Here is a 19,855-nt window from a genome sequence, read left to right on the forward strand (position 1 = left end):
AGGGTCGCATGGCCACCATCACCTGCATCGAGGATCTGAAGCGCCTGCACCGCAGGCGGGTGCCGAAGATGTTCTACGACTACGCCGAAAGCGGCAGCTACACCGAGCAGACCTTCCGCGACAACACCACCGACTTCGCGCAACTGCGGCTGCGCCAGAAGGTGGCGGTCGACATGGCGGGGCGCTCCATCGCCTCGACCATGATCGGGCAGCCGGTGGCGATGCCGGTGGCGCTGGCCCCGGTGGGGCTGACGGGGATGCAGTCGGCCGATGGCGAGATCAAGGCGGCGCGGGCGGCGGAAAAGTTCGGGGTGCCCTTCACGCTTTCCACCATGAGCATCTGCTCGATCGAGGATGTGGCGGCGGCCACCACCGCGCCCTTCTGGTTCCAGCTTTACGTGATGACCGACGAGGATTTCGTCGATGCCATCATCGAGCGGGCGAAGAAGGCCGGCTGTTCGGCACTGGTGCTGACGCTTGATCTGCAGATCCTCGGCCAGCGCCACAAGGATCTGAAGAACGGCCTTTCGGCCCCGCCGAAGCTGACGCTGCCGGTGATGCTGGACCTTGCGACCAAGTGGCGCTGGGGGCTGGAGATGCTGGGCACCCAGCGGCGGTCGTTCGGCAACATCGTGGGCCACGCCAAGGGGGTTGGCGACACCTCGTCGCTGATGAGCTGGACGGCGGAACAGTTCGACCCGCAGCTTGACTGGGGCAAGATCGCCCGCATCCGCGACCAGTGGGGCGGCAAGCTGATCCTCAAGGGCATTCTGGATGCCGACGACGCCCGGCTGGCGGCGGATTTCGGCGCGGATGCCATCGTGGTGTCGAACCACGGCGGGCGGCAGCTCGACGGGGCGGTGTCGTCGATCCGGATGCTGTCGTCGATCGTCGCGGCGGTGGGCGACCGGATCGAGGTTCACATGGACAGCGGCATCCGCTCGGGGCAGGACGTGCTGAAGGCGCTGGCGCTGGGGGCACATGCCACATGGATCGGGCGGGCCTACATCCACGGGCTGGGCGCGATGGGCGAGGCCGGGGTGACGCGGGCGCTGGAGATCATCGCCAAGGAACTTGACACCTCGATGGCGCTGTGCGGCGAAAAGAACGTGAAGGCCCTGCGGCGCGAAAACCTGCTGGTGCCGCGCGGGTTCGAGGGCGACTGGGTCTGAAACCGTGGTCCCATGCCCGGCGCAGGGCCGACGGCTCCGGGCCTGATCAGGCGCGCCTGCGGGCGATCCGCGCGGATCGGGACTGATGGATGTTGTTGCCTTCCGCACCATCGGGCATACCCTGACGTCGGGAATCCGGTATTGACGGCACCCTAAACGGAAGCGGACGGACATGGCGAACATCGACTGGCACATCATCGGGCACATCACGCCGGAAGGCAAAATCCGGATCTCCGGCTTCTCCTTCGGCGGGGACAGGCTGTTCGATGCGCCCCTGGACCTTGACGAGATGACCGAGGCCCTGGCCGCCAGCCACGAGATGCCCCCCGATCTGCTGTTGTCTCCGGCGGGACGGAAGGAGTTGACGCAACTGGCCGCGGTTCTTTCCAAGGCCGGGACCGGCGTTCGCGACAGGCTGGAAGAAGACCAGACCAAGAGCGAAGAGGTTCAACGGCGCGACAGCAGCGAAGGCACCACAACCCCCTGATGCGCTTCCGGGCAGGGCACACCGCCCCGGGCTGACCGCTTCGGGATCAGGTGGTCTGAAGCGGCCGCGTCATGAAATGGCTGTTGGGGTCGGGCGCGTAGCCCTCGAACGGCGCGCAGGTCGCAAAGCCCGCCGCGGCATAAAGCGCACGCGCCGGGGCGAAGACCGGCTCGACCCCGGTTTCGAGGCTGAGGCGCGCATAGCCCAGCGCCCGCGCCTGATCCATCAGATGGTCCAGCAGCAGCCGCGCCAGCCCCCGGCCCCGCGCCTGTTCCACCACATGCATCGACTTGATCTCGGCATGGCCGTCGTCGATCCGGCTCAGCGCGCCCATGCCCAGCACGGCGTCACCCTCGCGCAGCGTGAAAAAGGCGATCCCCGGCACCGCCAGCGCCTTCGGGTCCAGCACATGCACGCTTTCGGCGGGCGAGGCGGCCCACATCAGCGCCACATGCCGTTCCAGCAGCGGCAGCACATCGGCGGCCAGCGGATCGTCACGCCGGATGACGATCATCAGTGCGTCCACACGCCCTTGCGGTTGGTCGCGAAGTTTTCGCCATAGCCACCGGGCCGGACGATCGGCTTGCGGACATGGGGTTCCTGCACGTCATAGTCGATGCCATGGTGGCGCGCATAATCCTGCGCGGCCTGGCACGTCTCGAACCGCAGCTTCACCTGCGAGGACATGTCGCCCGACGAGGTCCAGCCCATCAGCGGATCGACCTCGCGCGCCGTTTCGGGCGCGAATTCCAGCACCCAGCCGCGGGCCTTGGCCGTGCCGGATTGCATCGCGGTTTTTGCGGGTTGATAGATGCGGGCGCGCATGGAAGCCTCCTTGCAGGACTGACCCCTTATTCCGAAGAACCGGCCTTGACGCAAGGCTTTCCGGGTAAAGTTGCTGTCGGCTGGCCACTGGGAGTGTGGGTGGGGTGTGTGGTGCAACCAGCCGACAGCGGTTGTGCTGCTTGCAAGCACAGATTGCCAAAACCCCCACCGGAAGACAACCGAAAGCGGCGCCGGAATATCCCATTTTCGTTAAAATTGAATCACATTCCGTAACCTGGCCTTCAACGTCGTGAACAAAGGCTTAACAGCAGCCCCCGCCCCCCTTGAACGGGAACAAAAACAGATCAAGTGTGAAGGTGAACAGGAATCACCATGCCCCACAACAACACCAACGCCCCCGCCCCGCGCCCCGAGGTGCTGACCCGCCCGAAACTGGAAGGCGGCCGCAAATTCGTGCTGGCCACCCCGTTCCAGCCCGCAGGCGACCAGCCGACGGCGATTGCCGAACTGTCGGCAGGCATCGACGCGGGCGAGCATGACCAGGTGCTGCTGGGGGCGACCGGAACGGGCAAGACCTTCACCATGGCCAAGGTGATCGAGGCGACCCAGCGCCCGGCAATCATCCTGGCGCCGAACAAGACGCTTGCCGCGCAGTTATACGGCGAATTCAAGAGCTTCTTCCCGGAAAACGCTGTCGAATACTTCGTGTCCTACTACGATTACTACCAGCCCGAAGCCTATGTCGCGCGGTCCGACACCTATATCGAGAAGGAATCCCAGATCAACGAGCAGATCGACCGGATGCGCCACTCGGCCACCCGGGCGCTCCTGGAACGCGATGACGTGATCATCGTGGCCTCGGTGTCGTGCATCTACGGCATCGGCTCGGTCGAAACCTATTCGGCGATGACGCAGGATCTGGTGGTGGGCCAGCCCTACGACCTGCGCGCCATCATGTCGGAACTGGTGGCGCAGGCCTTCCGGCGCAACGATCAGGCGTTCCAGCGCGGCAGCTTCCGGGTGCGCGGCGACAGCCTCGAAGTCTGGCCCGCCCACCTTGAAGACCGGGCGTGGCGCTTTTCGTTCTTTGGCGAAGACCTTGAATCGATCACCGAATTCGACCCGCTGACCGGGGCGAAGACCGACACGTTCAAGCAGATCCGCATCTATGCCAACAGCCACTACGTCACCCCGCGGCCGACGATGCAGCAGGCGGTGATCGGCATCAAGAAAGAGCTGCGCCACCGGCTTGACCAGCTGACCGCCGAGGGCAAGCTGCTGGAGGCGCAGCGGCTGGAGCAGAGGTGTTCCTTCGACATCGAGATGCTGGAGGCGACCGGCGTGTGCAACGGCATCGAGAACTATTCGCGCTACCTGACAGGCCGCGCGCCGGGCGAGCCGCCGCCGACCCTGTTCGAGTTCATCCCCGACAATGCCATTGTTTTCGCAGATGAATCGCACGTTTCCGTCCCGCAGATCGGCGGCATGTACAAGGGCGACTTCCGGCGCAAGATGACCCTTGCGGAGCACGGCTTCCGCCTGCCCTCGTGCATGGACAACCGCCCGCTGAAGTTCGAGGAATGGGACGCGATGCGCCCGCAGACCGTCTTCGTTTCCGCCACCCCGGCCGCGTGGGAACTGGAACAGACCGGCGGCACCTTCACCGAACAGGTGATCCGCCCCACCGGCCTTGTCGACCCGATGATCGAGATACGGCCGGTGGAAATGCAGGTCGATGACCTGCTGGACGAGATTCGCCGCGTTGCCGCCCTTGGCCTGCGCATCCTCGTCACCACCCTGACCAAGCGCATGGCCGAAGACCTGACCGAGTATTTCCACGAACAGGGCATCCGCATCCGCTACATGCACTCCGACATCGACACCATCGAACGCATCGAGATCTTGCGCGACCTGCGGCTGGGGGCGTTCGACGTGCTGGTGGGCATCAACCTGCTGCGCGAGGGGCTGGATATTCCCGAATGCGGGCTGGTGGCGATTCTGGATGCCGACAAGGAAGGCTTCCTGCGCTCGGAAACCTCGCTGATCCAGACCATCGGCCGCGCCGCGCGCAACTCGGATGGCCGGGTGATCATGTATGCCGACCGGATCACCGGCAGCATGGAACGGGCGATCGGGGAAACGACGCGCCGCCGCGAAAAGCAGATTGCCTACAACACCCTGCACGGCATCACCCCGACCACGATTCGCAAGAACGTCGATGACGTGCTTTCCGGCCTGTGGCAGGGCGACACCGATCAGGCGCGCATCACCACAAAGGTCGACAAGCCGATGGTCGGCGCCAATCTGGCGGCTCACCTTGACGCAATGCGGACCGCCATGCGCAAGGCGGCCGAAAATCTGGAGTTCGAAGAAGCCGCGCGCCTGCGCGACGAGGTGCGCAGGCTGGAAGCAGTGGAGCTTGCGATTGCCGACGACCCGCTGGCCCGCCAGTCAGTCGTCGAAGAAGCGGTGGAAGATGCCGTGAAGCGCGGCGGTCGCAGCACCGGCGGCCGCGCCGGAATGCGGGGTGGCAAGCGCACCCATCACCGCTAGGGGTCGCGTCGGTCGGCCCGCGGTTGAAACCGGAAGGGGGCTGCGCCCTGCGGCACAGCCCGCTGGCTTCAGACCCGCTTCAGCACCCGGATCAGGAACAGCAGCACCACCGCCCCGAAGGTCGCGTAGACAACAGCGCCCAGAATGCCGGACCCGAGGCCAAGACCCAGACGCGGCAGGATGATGCCCGCGATGAACGCGCCGACGATCCCGACCACGATATTCCCGAGCAGGCCGAAACCATACCCCTTGACGATCAGCCCCGCCAGCCAACCGGCCACGGCACCTACCAACAGCATCACCAACAGACTCTCGACACCCATATCGTGCTCCCATGAATTGCCGGGGGCGGCCCAGATGCCCCCCGCCCGCCCTGCGCGCGCCCCGACGGGGCAGCGCCGCAGGGCGACCGAAAGGAACGCGCGACGGTGCGGAAGGTTCCCGCAGGGGCGGCAGGATCCCGCAGGCGCCGAATGCGGGCATGACCCCCGGCCATCGCCGCGGCGGGCAGGCGGCCGGGTCAGAAGACCCCCATCACCTCATACATCACCGGTTCGAACCGGGCGCAGAGGGTGGCGATCTTGCGGTTGCGGTCACGCATCTCCGGGGTGCGCAGCATCGCCTGGAAATCCTCGCGCCGCTGCCACTGGCTGTAGTTGGCGATGCGGGTATGCGCGTCATTCATGTGCAGACTGGCACCGATGAATCCGGGCTGATGCCGGATGAAGCTGTGATAGGCATCTTCCAGCGCCTCCAGAAGGTCGACTGCGGTGCCGGGGGTCATCTCGAACGTGGTGATGACGGTCTGGCCTTTGAAATCCTTGGTGATTTGCGGCATGGTATGCTCCTTGTGCCGCGCCATGATGCCACAGATCGGCGCGAATGGGCAGCCCGTGCTTGCCGCAGGTGGCACCGAAGGCTAATGTCGTTTCATGCAACTCATAGATCCCAACCACCCGTTCTTCCGTCCCCGCTGGCGCCGCTGGGCCACCGCCATCCTCCCCATTGTCTGGTCGGGGGCAGAACTGTTCTGGCTGGGCAACCCGATCTGGGCCGCGATCTTCTTCACCCTTGGGGCCTATGCCTACTGGGTGCTGATCCACACCCGGAAAGACGATTAGAGCAGGCTCAGCACCTCGTCCGCCAGCGCCTGCACTTCGGCAATCGCCGGGGATCGGCCGCCTTCCAGCGCCGCAAGGCCCAGGCCCAGCGTTTCGGCATAGATCACCCGGTTGCCCAGCCGCGCCACCGCGACAATCGCGCGCAACTCCTCGGCATCGCGGGCCACCGCCTCGGTCAGCCGCGTGCCCGCCGTGGCGCGGTTTATCACGATGGTCGCCTTCTTGTTCTCGCGCGCCGCAAGGTCCAGCACGCCTTCGGTCGCCCACAGGTCGACTTGGCTCGACGCCACCGGAATCAGCACGAGGTCGGCCTCCCGCAGGGCGGGGCGCAGGTCGGCATCCACCTTGGGCGGGGTGTCCACTATGATGAAGTCATTGGTCTTGCGCAGCTTTTCGCATTCATACGAAACGCCCCAGGCCGAAGCCGTCGAAAGCTCCATCCCCGCCTCGCCCAGCTTGTCGCGCCGCGTCAGGAACCATCGGCCAAGGCTGCCTTGCGGGTCGGTGTCGAGCAGCGCCACCTTGAAGCCCCGGCGGGTGAACGCCACGGCCAGGTTGACCGCAAGCGTCGTCTTGCCCGAGCCGCCCTTCTGCTGTGCGACGGTGATGACCTTGCCACGCATGACGATTCCTTCTTGCTGCATTGCAGCATAGCGTTGATCGCAGGGGATTGCATCTGCGCGTTCAGGATTTCGGGCAGGTTATTCGCCCCCGCATCTCGCCCGAGTCGCCTTGCAGGGTCGACGCCACGAGGCGGCAGCCGGTGGTCTGGGGGATCAGATCGACCATCGTTGCGCGGATCGCTCGATGTTCGCCCGGCCGCGCGTAGCCCAGCCGGATCACCTCGACCCGCGTTGCGGTGTGGAACACCACAAAGCTGCGCCCCGCCCGCGTCACCTCCACCCGCTCGGCCCCCGTCATCACCGGTGATGGCTGGGCACCGCAAGCGGCAAGCAGGGCAAGCAGGGGCAGGACCGGTCTCATGCCCGCAGTCTGGCCACTCTCCGTTAACGCAGGGTTAACGCCGGAGTGACCGCCCCGGCCGCTTCAGACTTCCGGCGCGCCCGGCGTCGGGATGACGCCGTCCACCCGGTCGACCTTCGTTTCATCCCACAGCGGGTCCTGCCGCTTGATCCGGCGAGAGATCAGATAGCTCGCCGGCCACGTCAGCAGCACCCCCAGCAGGGCCGCCCCGCCGATCGCGGGCCACGAATACCAACCCATCGCCAGCGCCGCGGTGACCAGACCGCCGGTGACCAGCGCACCGACAATGATGGTAAGAAAGATGCTCAGACGATCCATGATCCCCTCCTTGGGTTTCATGAACGAACGCGGCCGGGGGCGTTAGGTTCCCCCCGCGCCACCGCTCCGGGCATATCGACTTGCCGCGGGAACCCTTTGACCGCCCGCGCGTTGATCGCGGCCCATCACAGGAGATTTCCATGCGCATCCGTCTCGCCTACCTGCCGCTGCTCGCCCTGCTGGCCACCAGCGCCTGCGAAACCATCCAGGGCGCGGGGCGCGACATGTCCTCGGCCGGGCAGGCGGTTACTGCCGAATCGCAATCGGTTCAAAGCGATATGTGACCCCACGGCGGGGGCGGCGCTCCGCCCCCTGCCACCCCCCGGATCGGCGGCGGCCTCAGCAGCGGTCGGTCAGATGGGGGATGACGGCGAGGATCAGGATCAGCAGGCCCCCTACAAACAGGATCGCATACGAGATCATCCGCTCGGCGCCGATCCGCGTCTCCGCCTTGTCGGCCCGCTTCAGCGCCGCCTGCACCTCTTGCGCCGCCTTTTCGGTGGCCAGCTTGCACGCCGCCTCGCTGGCGTTCAACGCCGCGTAAAGTGCGGCCACATCGGCAAATCCCCCCGGAACCGCCCCGCCCGTGCCCTGATCCTGCGCCATCCCGCCTCCGCTGCATTCCCGGCCCGGACCCACCCGCGCCTCTGCCGCGCCGGAAGTGCCCTGACTGAGGCGGTATCGCATGGCACCCACAGGCAAACGACGCGACACGCGGTCGCTGGGAAGGGGGGCACAGGGTGGCTTGACCGGGAAGTTCAGGGCATACGGCCCGATTTCATCAGGGTGACGGGCGCTGATAGGGAAAACCCTTCATGATCCAGAGGTCCTCGACAAATTGGCCTGCTGGTGCGCCTGCCCGCGCAGGCGTGCGCAGGCGTTCGGCGCTGAAAACGCTCCACTGGAGCGTTTTCTCCCCGGCCTGAGCCGGGGCCGCCCCTCACCCATCCATCTTCAGCGCGTTGATGAACGCTTCCTGCGGAATCTCCACCTTGCCGAACTGCCGCATCTTCTTCTTCCCGGCCTTCTGCTTGTCCAGCAGCTTGCGTTTCCGGGTCGCGTCGCCGCCGTAGCATTTGGCGGTCACGTCCTTGCGCATGGCCGAAAGCGTCTCGCGGGCGATTACCCGGCCGCCGATCGCCGCCTGGATCGGGATCTTGAACATGTGGCGCGGGATCAGCTCTTTCAGCTTTTCCACCATCGCCCGGCCGCGCATGTCTGCCCGGTCGCGGTGGACCATCATCGACAGCGCGTCCACCGGCTCGTCATTCACCAGGATCGACATCTTGACCAGGAAATCCTCGCGGTATTCCGAGATCATGTAGTCGAACGAGGCATAGCCCTTGGTCACCGATTTCAGCCGGTCGTAGAAGTCGAACACCACCTCGTTCAGCGGCAGGTCATAGACCACCATGGCACGGGAGCCGGCATAGCTCAGGTCCATCTGGATGCCGCGGCGGACCTGGCACAGTTTCAGGATGTCGCCGAGGTATTCGTCGGGCACCATGATGGTCGCCTTGATCCGCGGCTCCTCGATATGGTCGACGTGGGTCAGGTCGGGCATGTCGGCGGGGTTGTGCAGGTCGCGCACAGTGCCGTCCTTCATGAACAGGTGATAGACCACCGAGGGCGCGGTGGTGATCAGGTCGATGTCGTATTCCCGTTCCAGCCGGTCGCGGATCACCTCAAGGTGCAGCAGGCCCAGAAAGCCGCAGCGGAAGCCGAAGCCCAGCGCCGCCGAGGTTTCCATCTCGGTGCTGAAGGACGCGTCGTTCAGCGCCAGCTTCTCGATGGCGTCGCGCAGGTTCTCGAACTCGGCGGCATCGACCGGGAACAGGCCGCAGAACACCACCGGCTGCGCGGGCTTGAACCCCGGCAGCGCCTGGTCGCAGCCCTTGCGTTCGTGGGTGATGGTGTCGCCCACCCGCGTGTCGCGCACCTGTTTGATCTGCGCGGTGAAGATGCCGATCTCGCCCGGCCCCAGTTCCGCGATGTCGACCATCTGCGGCTTCAGCACGGCCAGCTTGTCGACGGCGTAGACCGCGTTGGTCTGCATCATCCGCACCCGGTCGCCGCGGCGCAGGAAACCGTCCATCACCCGGATCATCACGACGACGCCCAGATAGGCGTCATACCAGCTGTCCACCAGCATCGCCTTCAGCGGCGCGTCGCGGTCGCCCTTGGGTGCGGGCAGGCGCGTCACGATCGCCTCCAGCACGTCGGGAATGCCGAGGCCCGACTTGGCCGAGATCAGCACGGCCTGGCTGGCATCCAGCCCGATCACGTCCTCGATCTGCTGCTTGATGCGCTCGGGCTCGGCGGCGGGCAGGTCGATCTTGTTCAGCACCGGCACGATTTCATGCCCCGCGTCCAGCGCCTGATAGACGTTGGCCAGCGTCTGCGCCTCGACCCCCTGCGAGGCGTCCACCACCAGCAGCGAGCCCTCGACCGCGCGCATCGAGCGGGAAACCTCGTAGGCAAAGTCGACATGGCCGGGGGTGTCGATCAGGTTCAGGATGTAGGTCTTGCCATCCTTCGCCGGATACTCGATCCGCACGGTGTTGGCCTTGATGGTGATGCCCCGCTCGCGCTCGATGTCCATGCTGTCCAGCAGCTGGGCCTTCATGTCACGGTCCTTGACCGTGCCGGTCGACTGGATCAGCCGGTCGGCGAGGGTGGATTTGCCGTGGTCGATATGGGCCACGATCGAGAAGTTGCGGATGAGATCTAGCTGGGTCATGCGCGGCATATGATCAGGAATCATTGGGGGGTCAATGGGCATGGTTCACCCCCGCCCCCCAAGGCGGAAAGAGTTGCGCCAGAACAGGTGCTTCGCCATATTGATAACGAAATTTACAGGCAATCCGCCCAGGGTAGACCGCAACGGCGACCGAAGGCGGCAAAATACAACAAAACGAGGGCAGTCACATGGAAACAAGGATCGTTGGAACCAACGGTGACGATATTCTCACGTCCGGTTCAGATCTGGACCTGTCAATCGCGGGCGGGCTTGGCAACGACACGCTGGCGGGCGGCTACGGCAACGACCGGCTGTTCGGCGGGGCGGGGCGCGACTGGCTGCGCAACAGCCCGGGCCACGACACGCTCTACGGCGGCACCGGCAACGACACCTACGTGATCACCGCGCCGCCCGGCACCCGGTTCGGGTCGACCAACTTCACCATCTCGGAAGCGCGCGGCGGCGGCAATGACCTGCTGATCCTGCAGGTGGCGCACCTGAACTACACGCTGCCCGATTTCGTCGAGCGCTTAAATGTCGAAGCCGACATTCCCAGCGTTTTCGGCAACGGCTCTGCCAACCTGATCGACGCCTCGACGCGCACCATCGACATGAAGATTGATGGCGGCGCCGGGGTCGACACGATTATCGGCGGTAGCGGCAATGACACCTATTGGGTCGACGAGGAAGGCGACGTGGTGACCGAACTGCAGGGCGGCGGCATCGACACGGTCATCGCGACCGCCAGCTACAAGCTGCCCGACTGGGTGGAGCACCTGACGCTGGACGACGGCGCGATCAACGGCGTGGGCAACGCACTCGACAACACCCTCAAGGGCAACGAGTTCGACAACAGGCTGGTCGGCGGCAAGGGACACGACGTGCTGACCGGCGACGCCGGTGCCGACACTTTGCGGGGTGGCGCGGGAAACGACGTGCTGACCGGCGACGCCGGTGCCGACACTTTGCGGGGTGGCGCGGGAAACGACGTGCTGACCGGCGGCCTTGGCAAGGATCAGTTGTTCGGCGGCGCCGGATCGGATGTGTTTGTCTTCACCACCAAGGACATCGAAGGCCAGACCCGCGCCACGGCAGACGTGATCCGCGACTTTGACGCCTCCGACATCATCGACCTGTCCTATGTCGATGCCAACAGCAACCGTCCCGGCGACCAGGCCTTCTGGTTCATCGGTGCGGCGGCCTTCGATGGCATCGAGGGTCAGTTGCGCTATGACGGTACGCATCTGCTGGGCGACCGCGACGGCGACGGCGTGGCAGACATGTTCATCGCGGTGCAGGGCAGCCTGGCGGACCTGCGCGACTCGCTTCTGGCCTGATCCGGGGGCGCCGGGGCCGGTCGGGGCGGCGGGCCCCGGTCGCACCCCGCGGGCACGCTACCCGATCTGGTGCCGTCTGCCCCTGCCCGCCCCAACTCTGGCCCCGACCCCGGCCCGAAAGCGGCAATCGCGGCCGAGGACGCAACAATCCTTGAATGTTGCCGTCAAATCGCCATGATTGAGCGACAATATGATCGCGGTCAGAGGCGCCTCAGAAGGGGCGTCATGGCCCTGACGAGAGGCAGACACATGAAAAGAACCGTTCTTGCAGCAGCACTTGTGGCGCTTGCGCTGCCCTTTGCTTCCTCCGTCGCCACCGCCGGGCCGATCTCCTCGGCCTGTCTGCGCTCGGATGGCGGCTCGGGCAACCGGGCGCTGTGCAACTGCATCCAGCAAGTCGCAGACCAGACCCTGCGCGGCGGCGACCAGCGCAAGGCCGCAAAGTTCTTCCAGAACCCCGACGAGGCGCAGAAGGTCCGAATGTCCAAGCGCGATTCCGACAACGCCTTCTGGGCGCGCTACAAGGCGTTCGGCACCATGGCAGAGGCGTCCTGCGCCCGCTGATTTCGGGCCGATCCGGACCCGTCCGGCAGGCCCCATCGGGCCTGCCGCGCCTTGGCCCTGCCCCCCCGTCGGCGTGGCCCCCCCCCTCGGCGCGACCCCCTGCCCCTTCCCGGCCATTCACCTTGCCCAAGTATCCCCGCCGGAGGCTCCGCCGCCGCCGCATGACCGGCGCAACCGGAGCGGAACCCCGTTTCAGCGGAAAGCCGGTCCATGCGCCCAGAGCGTCAGCGACCAGCGCACCCCTTCGGTCACCGGCGTGACGCGGTGCAGCACGAAGCTGGGGAACACCGTGGCCGTGCCGAGGTCGGGCGAGGCGTCGATGATGGCACTGTCGGGGCGCAGTTCCAGCCCGCCGCCGCGGTAGGTGGCCGGGTCCGACAGTTGCACCACAACCGTCAGCTTGCGCCGCGACGCCAGTGCCCCGGCGCCGATGTCGGAATGCCAGTCGAAATGGCCCTGACGCTCGGCGCCATAGCGGGCAATCTGTGCGCTTTCGGCAAATTCGCTCAGATCGAAGGTGTAGCCCGCGCGGTTGGCCTCTGCCACCACCCCGATCAGGCGCGCCATCACCCAGTCCGAATCGGGCAGGTCATCGACCCAGACCAGATCGGCGCGGCGGATGCCGTGGTTGGTGGCCTTGCCCACCAGCGCCGCATCGCGCAGCGCCGCCCCGGCGGCCAGCGCCACCAGATCGGCGCAATCCTGCGGCGAAAACGCATCCGCAATCGTCAGGCAGGGGGTCACGGCAATCCTCCGGCACAGGGTGCGGGTGTCGGCGGCACCCTGCCCCGGTCATGCACCTGCCGGGGCGCCCCTGCGCGTGCCGGAGCGACGCAATGTCGCTTTCGCGCTGGTTCAGTTGCCGGCACCCATGCCATGCATCATCGGCCCCATGCCCTCGCCCATGCCCATGGCCGCCATGCCCGGCTTGCGCTCCAGATCGACCGGCACCTCGACCACCACCGCGCCCGCCTGCTCGAAGGTCAGCGTGACCGTGACGATATCGCCATGCTTCAGCGGCCGCTTCAGGCCAAGGAACATCACATGGTCGCCGCCGCGTTCGAGCGCATGGCTGCCCGCGGCGGGAATCACGAAGCCCTCCGGCACCTCGATCATCTGCATCACGCCGTTGGCGTCCTCGACATGGGTGTGCAGTTCCACCTTTTCGGCCACGTCCGAGGCCGCCGACAGCAGCCGGTCATCGGTGGCGGCGCGGTTCTCGATCACCATGAAGGCCGCACCCGAGGCCGACATCATGGTGGAAACCCGGGCATAGGGATCGACGATCATCACATCCTCGGCCGCAAAGGCAGGCAGCGCGAAAGCCAGCGCCGCCGCAGCCAGCAGGGGTCGTGCGACGTTCTTCAGAAATGTCATGCCATGTCCTGTCATCTGGAACACGCGCCGCCACCATCGCCGGGGCGACATCGCGTCGTTTCGAATCATGCGCCATCATGGGCGCAACGCCCCGGGGCGGCAACCGCAGCCTGTTGCCCGGCCGGGCGACAGGGCCGCGCAACGCGCGCCCGCGTCGGGCAGCGGCAGGAAATGACCAAAAGCCCCGCCACGGGGGCGGGGCCTTGGAAACGGGCAACCGGCAAGCCTGATCAGGCGACGGCGACCTTGGAGATTTCTTTCTTGATCTTCAGCGCCTTGTCGGACAGCTGGTCGTCCTTCGACTTTGCAAGGAAGGCGTCGAGCCCGCCGCGGTGATCCACCGTGCGCAGCGCATGCGCCGAGATGCGCAGCTTGAACGACTGGCCGAGAATGTCCGAGATCAGCGTGACCTCGTTCAGGTTCGGCAGGAAGCGCCGCCGGGATTTGTTGTTGGCATGGCTGACAGTGTTGCCACTCATCGGGCCTTTGCCGCTCAGTTCGCAGACACGCGACATTGTCGTGATCCTTGTTTTTCTAGTCGTGCAATCATCAAGGAGCCCCGCCGAAGGCAGCGCGCCGAATTCCATCCGCGCCGTTTATGGGGAAAGCGCGGCAACGTCAAGCGATTCACCCGGTGCGGGCGGGGGAAAGGAAGGGGGGCTGTCTGCCCCCCTCGCCTGCGGCTCACCCCCCGAGGGTATTAGGGCCAATGAGAAGGCGCAGGGTCAGGGGGTGGGGGCGGCCAGCAGGGCGAGCAGCTGGGCGGCGGCATCGTCGGGGGTCAGGCGGCCCGTCGCCACCTCGGCGCCGAGTTTGTCCATCAGGCCGCGGGCAGGGTCGCGGGTCAGGGCGGCGAGCAGGCCCTGCCGCACCTCCTGTTCGAACCAGCGGCGGGCCTGTGCGGCGCGGTGGTGCGCCCAGTGGCCGTGGTCGCGGCGCCACCCGGTCAGTGCCTGCATGTCGCGCCATGCGTCGGCAAGCCCTGCGTCCTGCAGGGCCGAGACCGTCATCGCCTTGGGGAAGCCCTCGGGGTCCTGCGGTCGGCGGCGCAGCAGACGCAGGGCGCCTGCGTAGTCGGCGCAGGTGCGCAGCGCGGCGGGGCGCAGGTCGCCGTCGGCCTTGTTCACCAGGATCAGGTCGGCCATCTCCATGATGCCGCGCTTGACGCCCTGCAATTCATCCCCGCCGCCGGGGGCCAGCAGCAGCACGAAGAGGTCCGACATGTCGGCCACCATGGTTTCGGACTGCCCGACCCCCACGGTTTCGATCAGCACCACGTCGTAGCCCGCCGCCTCGCAGAGCGCGATCGCCTCGCGGGTGCGGCGGGCGACGCCGCCCAGCTGCGACTGGCTGGGCGAGGGGCGGATGAAGGCGCGGGGGTCGCGCGACAGCCGGTCCATCCGGGTCTTGTCGCCGAGGATCGAGCCGCCGGAGCGGGCGGAACTCGGGTCGACCGCCAGCACCGCGACGCGCAGGCCCTGCGCGGTGAGCAAAAGCCCGAAGCTTTCGATGAAGGTCGATTTTCCGACCCCCGGCGTGCCCGAAAGCCCGATCCGCAGCGCCTGCCTGCCGCTTTGCTGGACCTGCGCCAGAAGGGCGCGGGCCTGCACGCGGTGGTCGGCGCGGCCGCTTTCGACCAGCGTGATGGCCCGCGCCAGCGCCCGGCGGTCGCCCGCCGTTACAGCCATTGCCCAATCTGAAACATCCATGCAACCGCTCCGGCAGGGTTTCGCTTGTCCTGGCCGGGTTGACGGGATTGTCACCGCCTGTTCCGGCCCGGGGGCTGTTGTGCCCGGTCGCGCGGCGATATGCCAGAGGCAGCGCGGCCTGTCGCCGCGATCTGCCGCAGATAGAGGGTTGGACATGTTCAAGGGTTTCATCGGTAGGATGCGCGGGCTCGGTCTGGTCCTGGGGTTGGGTCTGTGTGTGGGTCTGGCGCCCGCTGTGGCGATGGCGCAGACCGATCAGGCTGCGTTCGATCTGGTGATCAAGGGCATCCGGGCCGGGACGCTGAACTTCACCGGCACGCAGGATGGTGGCCGCTATTCGGTGGCGGGCAAGCTGCAAAGCGGCGGGCTGGTCGCGATGCTGCGCAAGGTGCGCTATGACGCGAAGGCGACGGGCAGCGTGGTGCGGGGGCGCTATGTGCCCGCTTCCTATACCGAAATCGCCGATACCGGCAAGCGGCGGTCCGAGGCGGTGATGGCCTACCGGGCGGGCGTGCCGCAGGTCAAGACCTACAACCCGCCGCGCGATCCGCGCCCCGGCGACGTGTCGCCCGCGACCCAGGGCGGCACGGTGGACCCGCTGACCGCGCTTTACGCCACGCTGCGCGATGTCGATGCCGGGCAGGAATGCAAGGTCGACCTGCAACTGTTCGACGGGCGGCGTCGAACGCAGGTCAGGCTGAACTCGCCGCAGGCGCAGGGCGAGGCCGTGGTCTGCAATGGCGAATACCGTCGCCTGCAGGGGTTTTCGGCCGAAGACATGGCCGAAAAGTCGCGCTTCGCCTTTCGCGTGACCTTCCAGCCGCTGGGCAATGGCCGGATGCGGGCGACCGAAGTGGCGATGGACACGCTCTATGGCAAAGCCAGCCTGAAGCGGCGATAAGGCGGGGTGAGTGACCGGCTTCCGATAGACGAGGCCCTGCCGGGCCTGATCGACGCGCTGCGGGCGCGGCGGATGGCGGTTTTGCAGGCCCCGCCGGGGGCGGGCAAGACCACGCGGGTGCCGCTGGCGCTGCTCGATTCGGGGCTGTGCGACGGCCGCATCGTGATGCTGGAGCCGCGCCGCCTGGCCGCCCGCGCCGCCGCCGAACGCATGGCCGAAACGTTGGGCGAGGCGGTGGGGGCAACGGTCGGCTACCGCATCCGGGGCGAGGCGAAGGTGGGCCGCGCCACGCGGATCGAGGTGGTGACCGAAGGCATCCTGACCCGGATGATCCAGTCCGACCCGTCGCTTGACGGCATCGGCGCGCTGATCTTCGACGAGTTTCACGAACGCAGCCTGAACGCCGATCTGGGGCTGGCGCTGGCGCTGGAGGTCCGCGCTGCCCTGCGCCCCGACCTGATCCTGCTGGCGATGTCGGCGACGCTCGATGCCGCCCCGGTGGCGGTGCTGATGGGCGATGCGCCGGTCATCACCTCGGCCGGGCGGGCCTTTGCCGTCGAAACCCGCTGGCTGCCCCGCCCCCTGGGTCCGCAGGCACGGCTGGAGGCCGAGACGGCGGCGCTGGTGCTGCAGGCGGTCGCGGAAACCGAGGGCGGCGTGCTGGTCTTTCTGCCGGGCGAAGGCGAAATCCGCCGGGTAGAGGCGGCGCTGAAGGGCCGCCTGCCCGCGGGCTGCGAGCTGCGCCCGCTGTTCGGCGCGATGGAGTTTGCCGCCCAGCGCGCGGCTTTGGCACCCGTGCCGGGCCGCAAGATCGTGCTGGCGACCGCGATCGCCGAAACCTCGCTCACCATCCCCGACATCCGCGTGGTGGTCGATGCCGGGCGGGCACGGCGGGCGCGGTTCGATGCCCGGTCGGGCATGTCGCGGCTGGTGACCGAACGGGTGACGCGCGCCGAGGCGGAACAGCGGCGCGGCCGGGCGGGCCGGGTGGCCGAAGGCGTCTGCTACCGGCTGTGGTCGCGTGGAGAGGAAGGCGGGCTTGCCCCCTTCCCCCCGGCGGAGATCGAGGCCGCCGATCTGTCGGGGCTCGCGCTGGAACTGGCGCTCTGGGGCGGGATCGAGGGGCTGGCCTTCCTCACCCCGCCCAATCCCGGCGTGCTGGCCGAGGCGCGGGCGCTGCTGACCGCCCTTGGTGCGCTGGATGGCGCGGGGCGGATCACCGATCACGGGCGGGCGCTTGCCGCCCTGCCGCTGCATCCGCGGCTTGGCCACATGCTGCTGACCGGCGGCGGGGCACAGGCGGCGACCCTGGCCGCCCTGCTGGCCGAACGCGACCCGCTGCGCGGTGCGCCGCCCGACCTCGCGCTGCGCATGGCGGCGCTCAACGACCCGTCGCGTTTCGAGGCCGATCATCCTTACACGGTCCACCGCCCGACGGTCGAGCGCATAAAGGCCGAGGCGAAGCGGCTGGCGCGCGGCGGCACCGCCACGCTCAGCCTGGCGCAGATGGCGGCACTGGCCTACCCCGACCGGGTGGGCCTGCGCCGCAAGGGCGAAGCGCCGCGCTGGGTGCTGTCGGGCGGCAAGGGCGCGGCCATGGCGCCCGGCACGCCGCTGGCAGGTGCGCGGCTGATCGTGGCCACCGATCTGGATGGTGATGCGCGCGAGGCGACGATCCGGCAGGCGGTGCCTATCCCCGAGGCGGAGCTGCGCGACCTGTTCGCCGCCGAGATCCGCTGGCGCGAGGTCTGCGACTGGTCGCGCCGCGAGGGGCGCGTGGTGGCGCGCCGACAGGAGTGTTTCGGCGCGCTGGTGCTCGATGACCGGCCGTGGCCCGATGCGCCACCGCAGGCGCTGGCCCGCGCGGCGCTGGAGGGTTTGCGCCAGATCGGTCTGCCCTGGACGCCAGCCGCCCGCCGGCTGGCCGCGCGGGTGCAGCTTTGCCGCGCGGGTGGGGCCGACCTGCCCGACATGTCCGACGCCGCCATTCTGGCGCACGAAGACTGGCTGCTGCCGCATCTGGCCGGGATGAAAAGCGAAAGCGACCTGCGCGGGCTCGATCTGACCGAACCCTTGCGGCAGGCGCTGGGATGGGAGGCGCTGCAAATGCTCGACCGCCTGACGCCCGCGCATGTCGAAACCCCGCTGGGCCGCCGCGTGCCGATCGACTATGGCGGCGAGGCGCCCGGAATCGAGGTGCGGTTGCAGGAAATGTTCGGCGTCACCGTTCACCCCTGCGTCGGCCCGGCGCGCCTGCCCTTGCGCATCACCCTGCTGTCGCCGGGCGGCACTCCGGTTCAGGTGACGCAGGATCTGCCGGGGTTCTGGGCCAACTCCTATGCCGATGTGCGGCGCGACATGCGCGGCCGCTACCCGCGCCACCCGTGGCCGGAAGACCCGCGCGCCGCCGAACCCACCGTGCGCGCCAAGCCGCGCGGCACCTGACGCCTCACGCCGCCAGATGCAGCGCCGGGGCTTGCTGCAAGGGATGCCGCTGCATCATTGCCACCAGCACCCGCGCCTCGTGCGGCCGCAGCACCCGCCGGGCGGCGGGCTGGCGCGCCAGCCGCTCAAGCTCCCACGGCAGGAAGCGGGCGTGCAGGTCGGCCAGCGCCCGGTGCGGCAGCGCGGCCAGCGCCATCGGCCCGGGATGCAGGCTTTCCGCCGCCGCGCCTTCGGCCAGCAGGATCTGGTGCCGCCCCAGCAGCAGGTGGTGATAGCTGACCGAGCGCGCCGCGCCACCTTGCGTCACGCCGGGCAGGCCCAGCAGATCCTTGGCCGCCACCAGCACCTCGGCTTCCCCGAACAGCAGCTCGCACGCCACGCCGTCCAGCATCAGGTGATGCTGCCCCGACACCAGCAGGTCGGCCCCGTTGCCCAGCACCCCCGCCGCGATGCGGACCGGCAGCGCAGCACCCGACGCGATCACCCGCCCGCCGCCCACCCAGACCAGCGGCTGCGGCCCGTCGTCCAGCGTCAGCACCAGATCGCCCGGCCGCAGATCCTCGACCCGGGCCGACCCCTGCGGCGTGGCGATCCGGGTGCCCGCCACGAAGCACACCGGATTGCCGTTCAGGAACCGCGTGGACCACACGCCGTTCGGATCGTTGGGGTCAAGGCTGGCATTGGGAAACTGCGTCAGCGCCGCGCTGTTGCCCGAACCGGGAATCACATAATCCTGCGTGCCGCCATTGGTCATCCCCGCCTGCGCCACGCCGGTATAGCCGTTGGTCCACTGAACCTGCTGATAGATGAAGTCGATCTCGAAGTTGCCATCCTGGGTATGCTCCAGCACGACCTGGAATGTGTTGGTGCCGTTCGACCCGTTGTAGGCCCGCACGCCATGCCAGGTGATGGTGACCCGCTGGCTGGCAGGATCGAGATCCCAGTAGATGTTGTTTGTGCCGTTGGCCCCGGCGTTGCGGATGTCCACATCCGTCCAGAACGGCGCGATGGCGGGATAGGTCAGCGTCGCCAGGTTGGTCGGCGTATAGGCTGTAACCGGCGCGTTGAAGGTGATCAGCCCGTTGGTATTGATGAAGATCGAGGTGTAGTCGGTGCCGAAGTAGTTGATCCCCGACGATCCGAACACCGACGTGATGTTCACCCTGATCGACCCGTCATCCAGATTGCCCGAGGTCAGCGCGGTATTGCGAAAACTGCTTTCGCCAAGACCGACGGCGCCGCCAAGTCCGGTGTTGATCGTGGCCATGTCGGCCCCCTGCCTGTCACTGCTCTGACATCAGGGTGGCCTGCAAGCGTGGCACCTTTGCGGCCGGGGCGGGGCATTTTGCGCGCATCGGGCC

Annotated in this window: 23 protein-coding genes; 9 read left to right on the top strand and 14 right to left on the bottom strand. The window is 67.5% G+C overall.

Features of this window, described 5'->3' with window-relative positions; all coding sequences use genetic code 11:
- Positions 1–8 precede the first annotated feature (8 nt).
- Both RNZ50_18140 and RNZ50_18145 read left to right on the top strand, forming a co-directional pair.
- The gene (locus RNZ50_18140) at positions 9–1,172 is read left to right on the top strand and encodes an alpha-hydroxy acid oxidase (protein ID MDT8856917.1); all 1,164 of its coding nucleotides are present in this window, start codon (positions 9–11) and stop codon (positions 1,170–1,172) included.
- A gap of 172 nt (positions 1,173–1,344) precedes the next feature.
- Positions 1,345–1,659 carry a hypothetical protein gene (locus tag RNZ50_18145; protein MDT8856918.1) on the top strand — a complete coding sequence of 105 codons (315 nt, stop codon included), beginning with the start codon at positions 1,345–1,347 and terminating at the stop codon, positions 1,657–1,659.
- A 46-nt stretch (positions 1,660–1,705) separates the two neighbouring features.
- Here the strand turns inward: RNZ50_18145 and RNZ50_18150 are convergent, their stop codons facing one another.
- Both RNZ50_18150 and RNZ50_18155 read right to left on the bottom strand, forming a co-directional pair.
- On the bottom strand, positions 1,706–2,173 hold the full coding sequence (locus RNZ50_18150) for a GNAT family N-acetyltransferase (protein ID MDT8856919.1): 468 nt from the start codon (positions 2,171–2,173) through the stop codon (positions 1,706–1,708).
- On the bottom strand, positions 2,173–2,484 hold the full coding sequence (locus RNZ50_18155; GenBank protein MDT8856920.1) for an ETC complex I subunit: 312 nt from the start codon (positions 2,482–2,484) through the stop codon (positions 2,173–2,175). The genes RNZ50_18150 and RNZ50_18155 overlap by 1 nt, the downstream gene beginning before the upstream one ends.
- A gap of 333 nt (positions 2,485–2,817) precedes the next feature.
- On the opposite strand from RNZ50_18155, the gene uvrB reads away from it, so the two are divergent.
- A complete protein-coding gene (uvrB, locus tag RNZ50_18160; GenBank protein MDT8856921.1) occupies positions 2,818–4,998 on the top strand; it encodes an excinuclease ABC subunit UvrB in 2,181 nt (726 codons plus the stop codon).
- A 68-nt stretch (positions 4,999–5,066) separates the two neighbouring features.
- Here the strand turns inward: uvrB and RNZ50_18165 are convergent, their stop codons facing one another.
- Positions 5,067–5,321: a GlsB/YeaQ/YmgE family stress response membrane protein gene (locus RNZ50_18165; GenBank protein MDT8856922.1), complete on the bottom strand. Its 255-nt coding sequence runs from the start codon at positions 5,319–5,321 to the stop codon at positions 5,067–5,069.
- Positions 5,322–5,518: 197 nt separating this feature from the next.
- Complete coding sequence (locus RNZ50_18170; protein MDT8856923.1) at positions 5,519–5,836, bottom strand: antibiotic biosynthesis monooxygenase family protein; 318 nt, start codon at positions 5,834–5,836, stop codon at positions 5,519–5,521.
- Between the two features lie 94 nt (positions 5,837–5,930).
- Between RNZ50_18170 and RNZ50_18175 the strand changes: the two genes are divergently transcribed.
- On the top strand, positions 5,931–6,119 hold the full coding sequence (locus RNZ50_18175; GenBank protein ID MDT8856924.1) for a hypothetical protein: 189 nt from the start codon (positions 5,931–5,933) through the stop codon (positions 6,117–6,119).
- Here RNZ50_18175 and parA read toward each other — a convergent pair.
- From parA to RNZ50_18190, 3 genes are all read right to left on the bottom strand, one after another.
- Positions 6,116–6,742, bottom strand: a complete 627-nt coding sequence (parA, locus tag RNZ50_18180) for a ParA family partition ATPase (GenBank protein MDT8856925.1) — start codon at positions 6,740–6,742, stop codon at positions 6,116–6,118. The genes RNZ50_18175 and parA overlap by 4 nt on opposite strands.
- Positions 6,743–6,803: 61 nt before the next feature.
- The gene (locus tag RNZ50_18185) at positions 6,804–7,103 is read right to left on the bottom strand and encodes a hypothetical protein (GenBank protein MDT8856926.1); all 300 of its coding nucleotides are present in this window, start codon (positions 7,101–7,103) and stop codon (positions 6,804–6,806) included.
- Positions 7,104–7,166: 63 nt separating this feature from the next.
- On the bottom strand, positions 7,167–7,421 hold the full coding sequence (locus tag RNZ50_18190) for a hypothetical protein (GenBank protein MDT8856927.1): 255 nt from the start codon (positions 7,419–7,421) through the stop codon (positions 7,167–7,169).
- Positions 7,422–7,561: 140 nt separating this feature from the next.
- Here RNZ50_18190 and RNZ50_18195 point away from each other — a divergent pair, with 140 nt between their 5' ends.
- Positions 7,562–7,705 (top strand): entericidin A/B family lipoprotein, encoded by a 144-nt coding sequence (locus RNZ50_18195; protein MDT8856928.1) that lies wholly within the window; start codon positions 7,562–7,564, stop codon positions 7,703–7,705.
- Between the two features lie 55 nt (positions 7,706–7,760).
- Here RNZ50_18195 and RNZ50_18200 read toward each other — a convergent pair whose 3' ends face one another.
- Positions 7,761–8,027 carry a hypothetical protein gene (locus tag RNZ50_18200; GenBank protein ID MDT8856929.1) on the bottom strand — a complete coding sequence of 89 codons (267 nt, stop codon included), beginning with the start codon at positions 8,025–8,027 and terminating at the stop codon, positions 7,761–7,763.
- Positions 8,028–8,361: 334 nt separating this feature from the next.
- Positions 8,362–10,161 carry a translation elongation factor 4 gene (gene lepA, locus RNZ50_18205; GenBank protein ID MDT8856930.1) on the bottom strand — a complete coding sequence of 600 codons (1,800 nt, stop codon included), beginning with the start codon at positions 10,159–10,161 and terminating at the stop codon, positions 8,362–8,364.
- A 188-nt stretch (positions 10,162–10,349) separates the two neighbouring features.
- On the opposite strand from lepA, the gene RNZ50_18210 reads away from it, so the two are divergent.
- Positions 10,350–11,498 (top strand): calcium-binding protein, encoded by a 1,149-nt coding sequence (locus RNZ50_18210; GenBank protein MDT8856931.1) that lies wholly within the window; start codon positions 10,350–10,352, stop codon positions 11,496–11,498.
- 249 nt (positions 11,499–11,747) lie between these two features.
- Positions 11,748–12,062: a hypothetical protein gene (locus tag RNZ50_18215; GenBank protein ID MDT8856932.1), complete on the top strand. Its 315-nt coding sequence runs from the start codon at positions 11,748–11,750 to the stop codon at positions 12,060–12,062.
- A 192-nt stretch (positions 12,063–12,254) separates the two neighbouring features.
- On the opposite strand, the gene RNZ50_18220 is transcribed toward RNZ50_18215, so the two are convergent.
- From RNZ50_18220 to meaB, 4 genes are all read right to left on the bottom strand, one after another.
- On the bottom strand, positions 12,255–12,806 hold the full coding sequence (locus RNZ50_18220) for a 2OG-Fe(II) oxygenase (GenBank protein ID MDT8856933.1): 552 nt from the start codon (positions 12,804–12,806) through the stop codon (positions 12,255–12,257).
- 111 nt (positions 12,807–12,917) lie between these two features.
- Positions 12,918–13,439, bottom strand: a complete 522-nt coding sequence (locus RNZ50_18225; protein ID MDT8856934.1) for a copper chaperone PCu(A)C — start codon at positions 13,437–13,439, stop codon at positions 12,918–12,920.
- Between the two features lie 230 nt (positions 13,440–13,669).
- Positions 13,670–13,954 carry a 50S ribosomal protein L28 gene (rpmB, locus tag RNZ50_18230; protein ID MDT8856935.1) on the bottom strand — a complete coding sequence of 95 codons (285 nt, stop codon included), beginning with the start codon at positions 13,952–13,954 and terminating at the stop codon, positions 13,670–13,672.
- Between the two features lie 210 nt (positions 13,955–14,164).
- Positions 14,165–15,148, bottom strand: a complete 984-nt coding sequence (gene meaB / locus RNZ50_18235) for a methylmalonyl Co-A mutase-associated GTPase MeaB (protein MDT8856936.1) — start codon at positions 15,146–15,148, stop codon at positions 14,165–14,167.
- A 154-nt stretch (positions 15,149–15,302) separates the two neighbouring features.
- Between meaB and RNZ50_18240 the strand changes: the two genes are divergently transcribed.
- Both RNZ50_18240 and hrpB read left to right on the top strand, forming a co-directional pair.
- Entirely contained in the window at positions 15,303–16,049 is a 747-nt protein-coding gene (locus tag RNZ50_18240; GenBank protein MDT8856937.1) for a DUF3108 domain-containing protein, read from the top strand.
- A gap of 6 nt (positions 16,050–16,055) precedes the next feature.
- A complete protein-coding gene (gene hrpB, locus RNZ50_18245; protein ID MDT8856938.1) occupies positions 16,056–18,494 on the top strand; it encodes an ATP-dependent helicase HrpB in 2,439 nt (812 codons plus the stop codon).
- Between the two features lie 4 nt (positions 18,495–18,498).
- On the opposite strand, the gene RNZ50_18250 is transcribed toward hrpB, so the two are convergent.
- Complete coding sequence (locus tag RNZ50_18250; GenBank protein ID MDT8856939.1) at positions 18,499–19,761, bottom strand: Hint domain-containing protein; 1,263 nt, start codon at positions 19,759–19,761, stop codon at positions 18,499–18,501.
- Positions 19,762–19,855 lie beyond the last annotated feature (94 nt).

The organism is Paracoccaceae bacterium Fryx2 (genome assembly GCA_032334235.1).
Taxonomy (GTDB): domain Bacteria; phylum Pseudomonadota; class Alphaproteobacteria; order Rhodobacterales; family Rhodobacteraceae; genus JAVSGI01.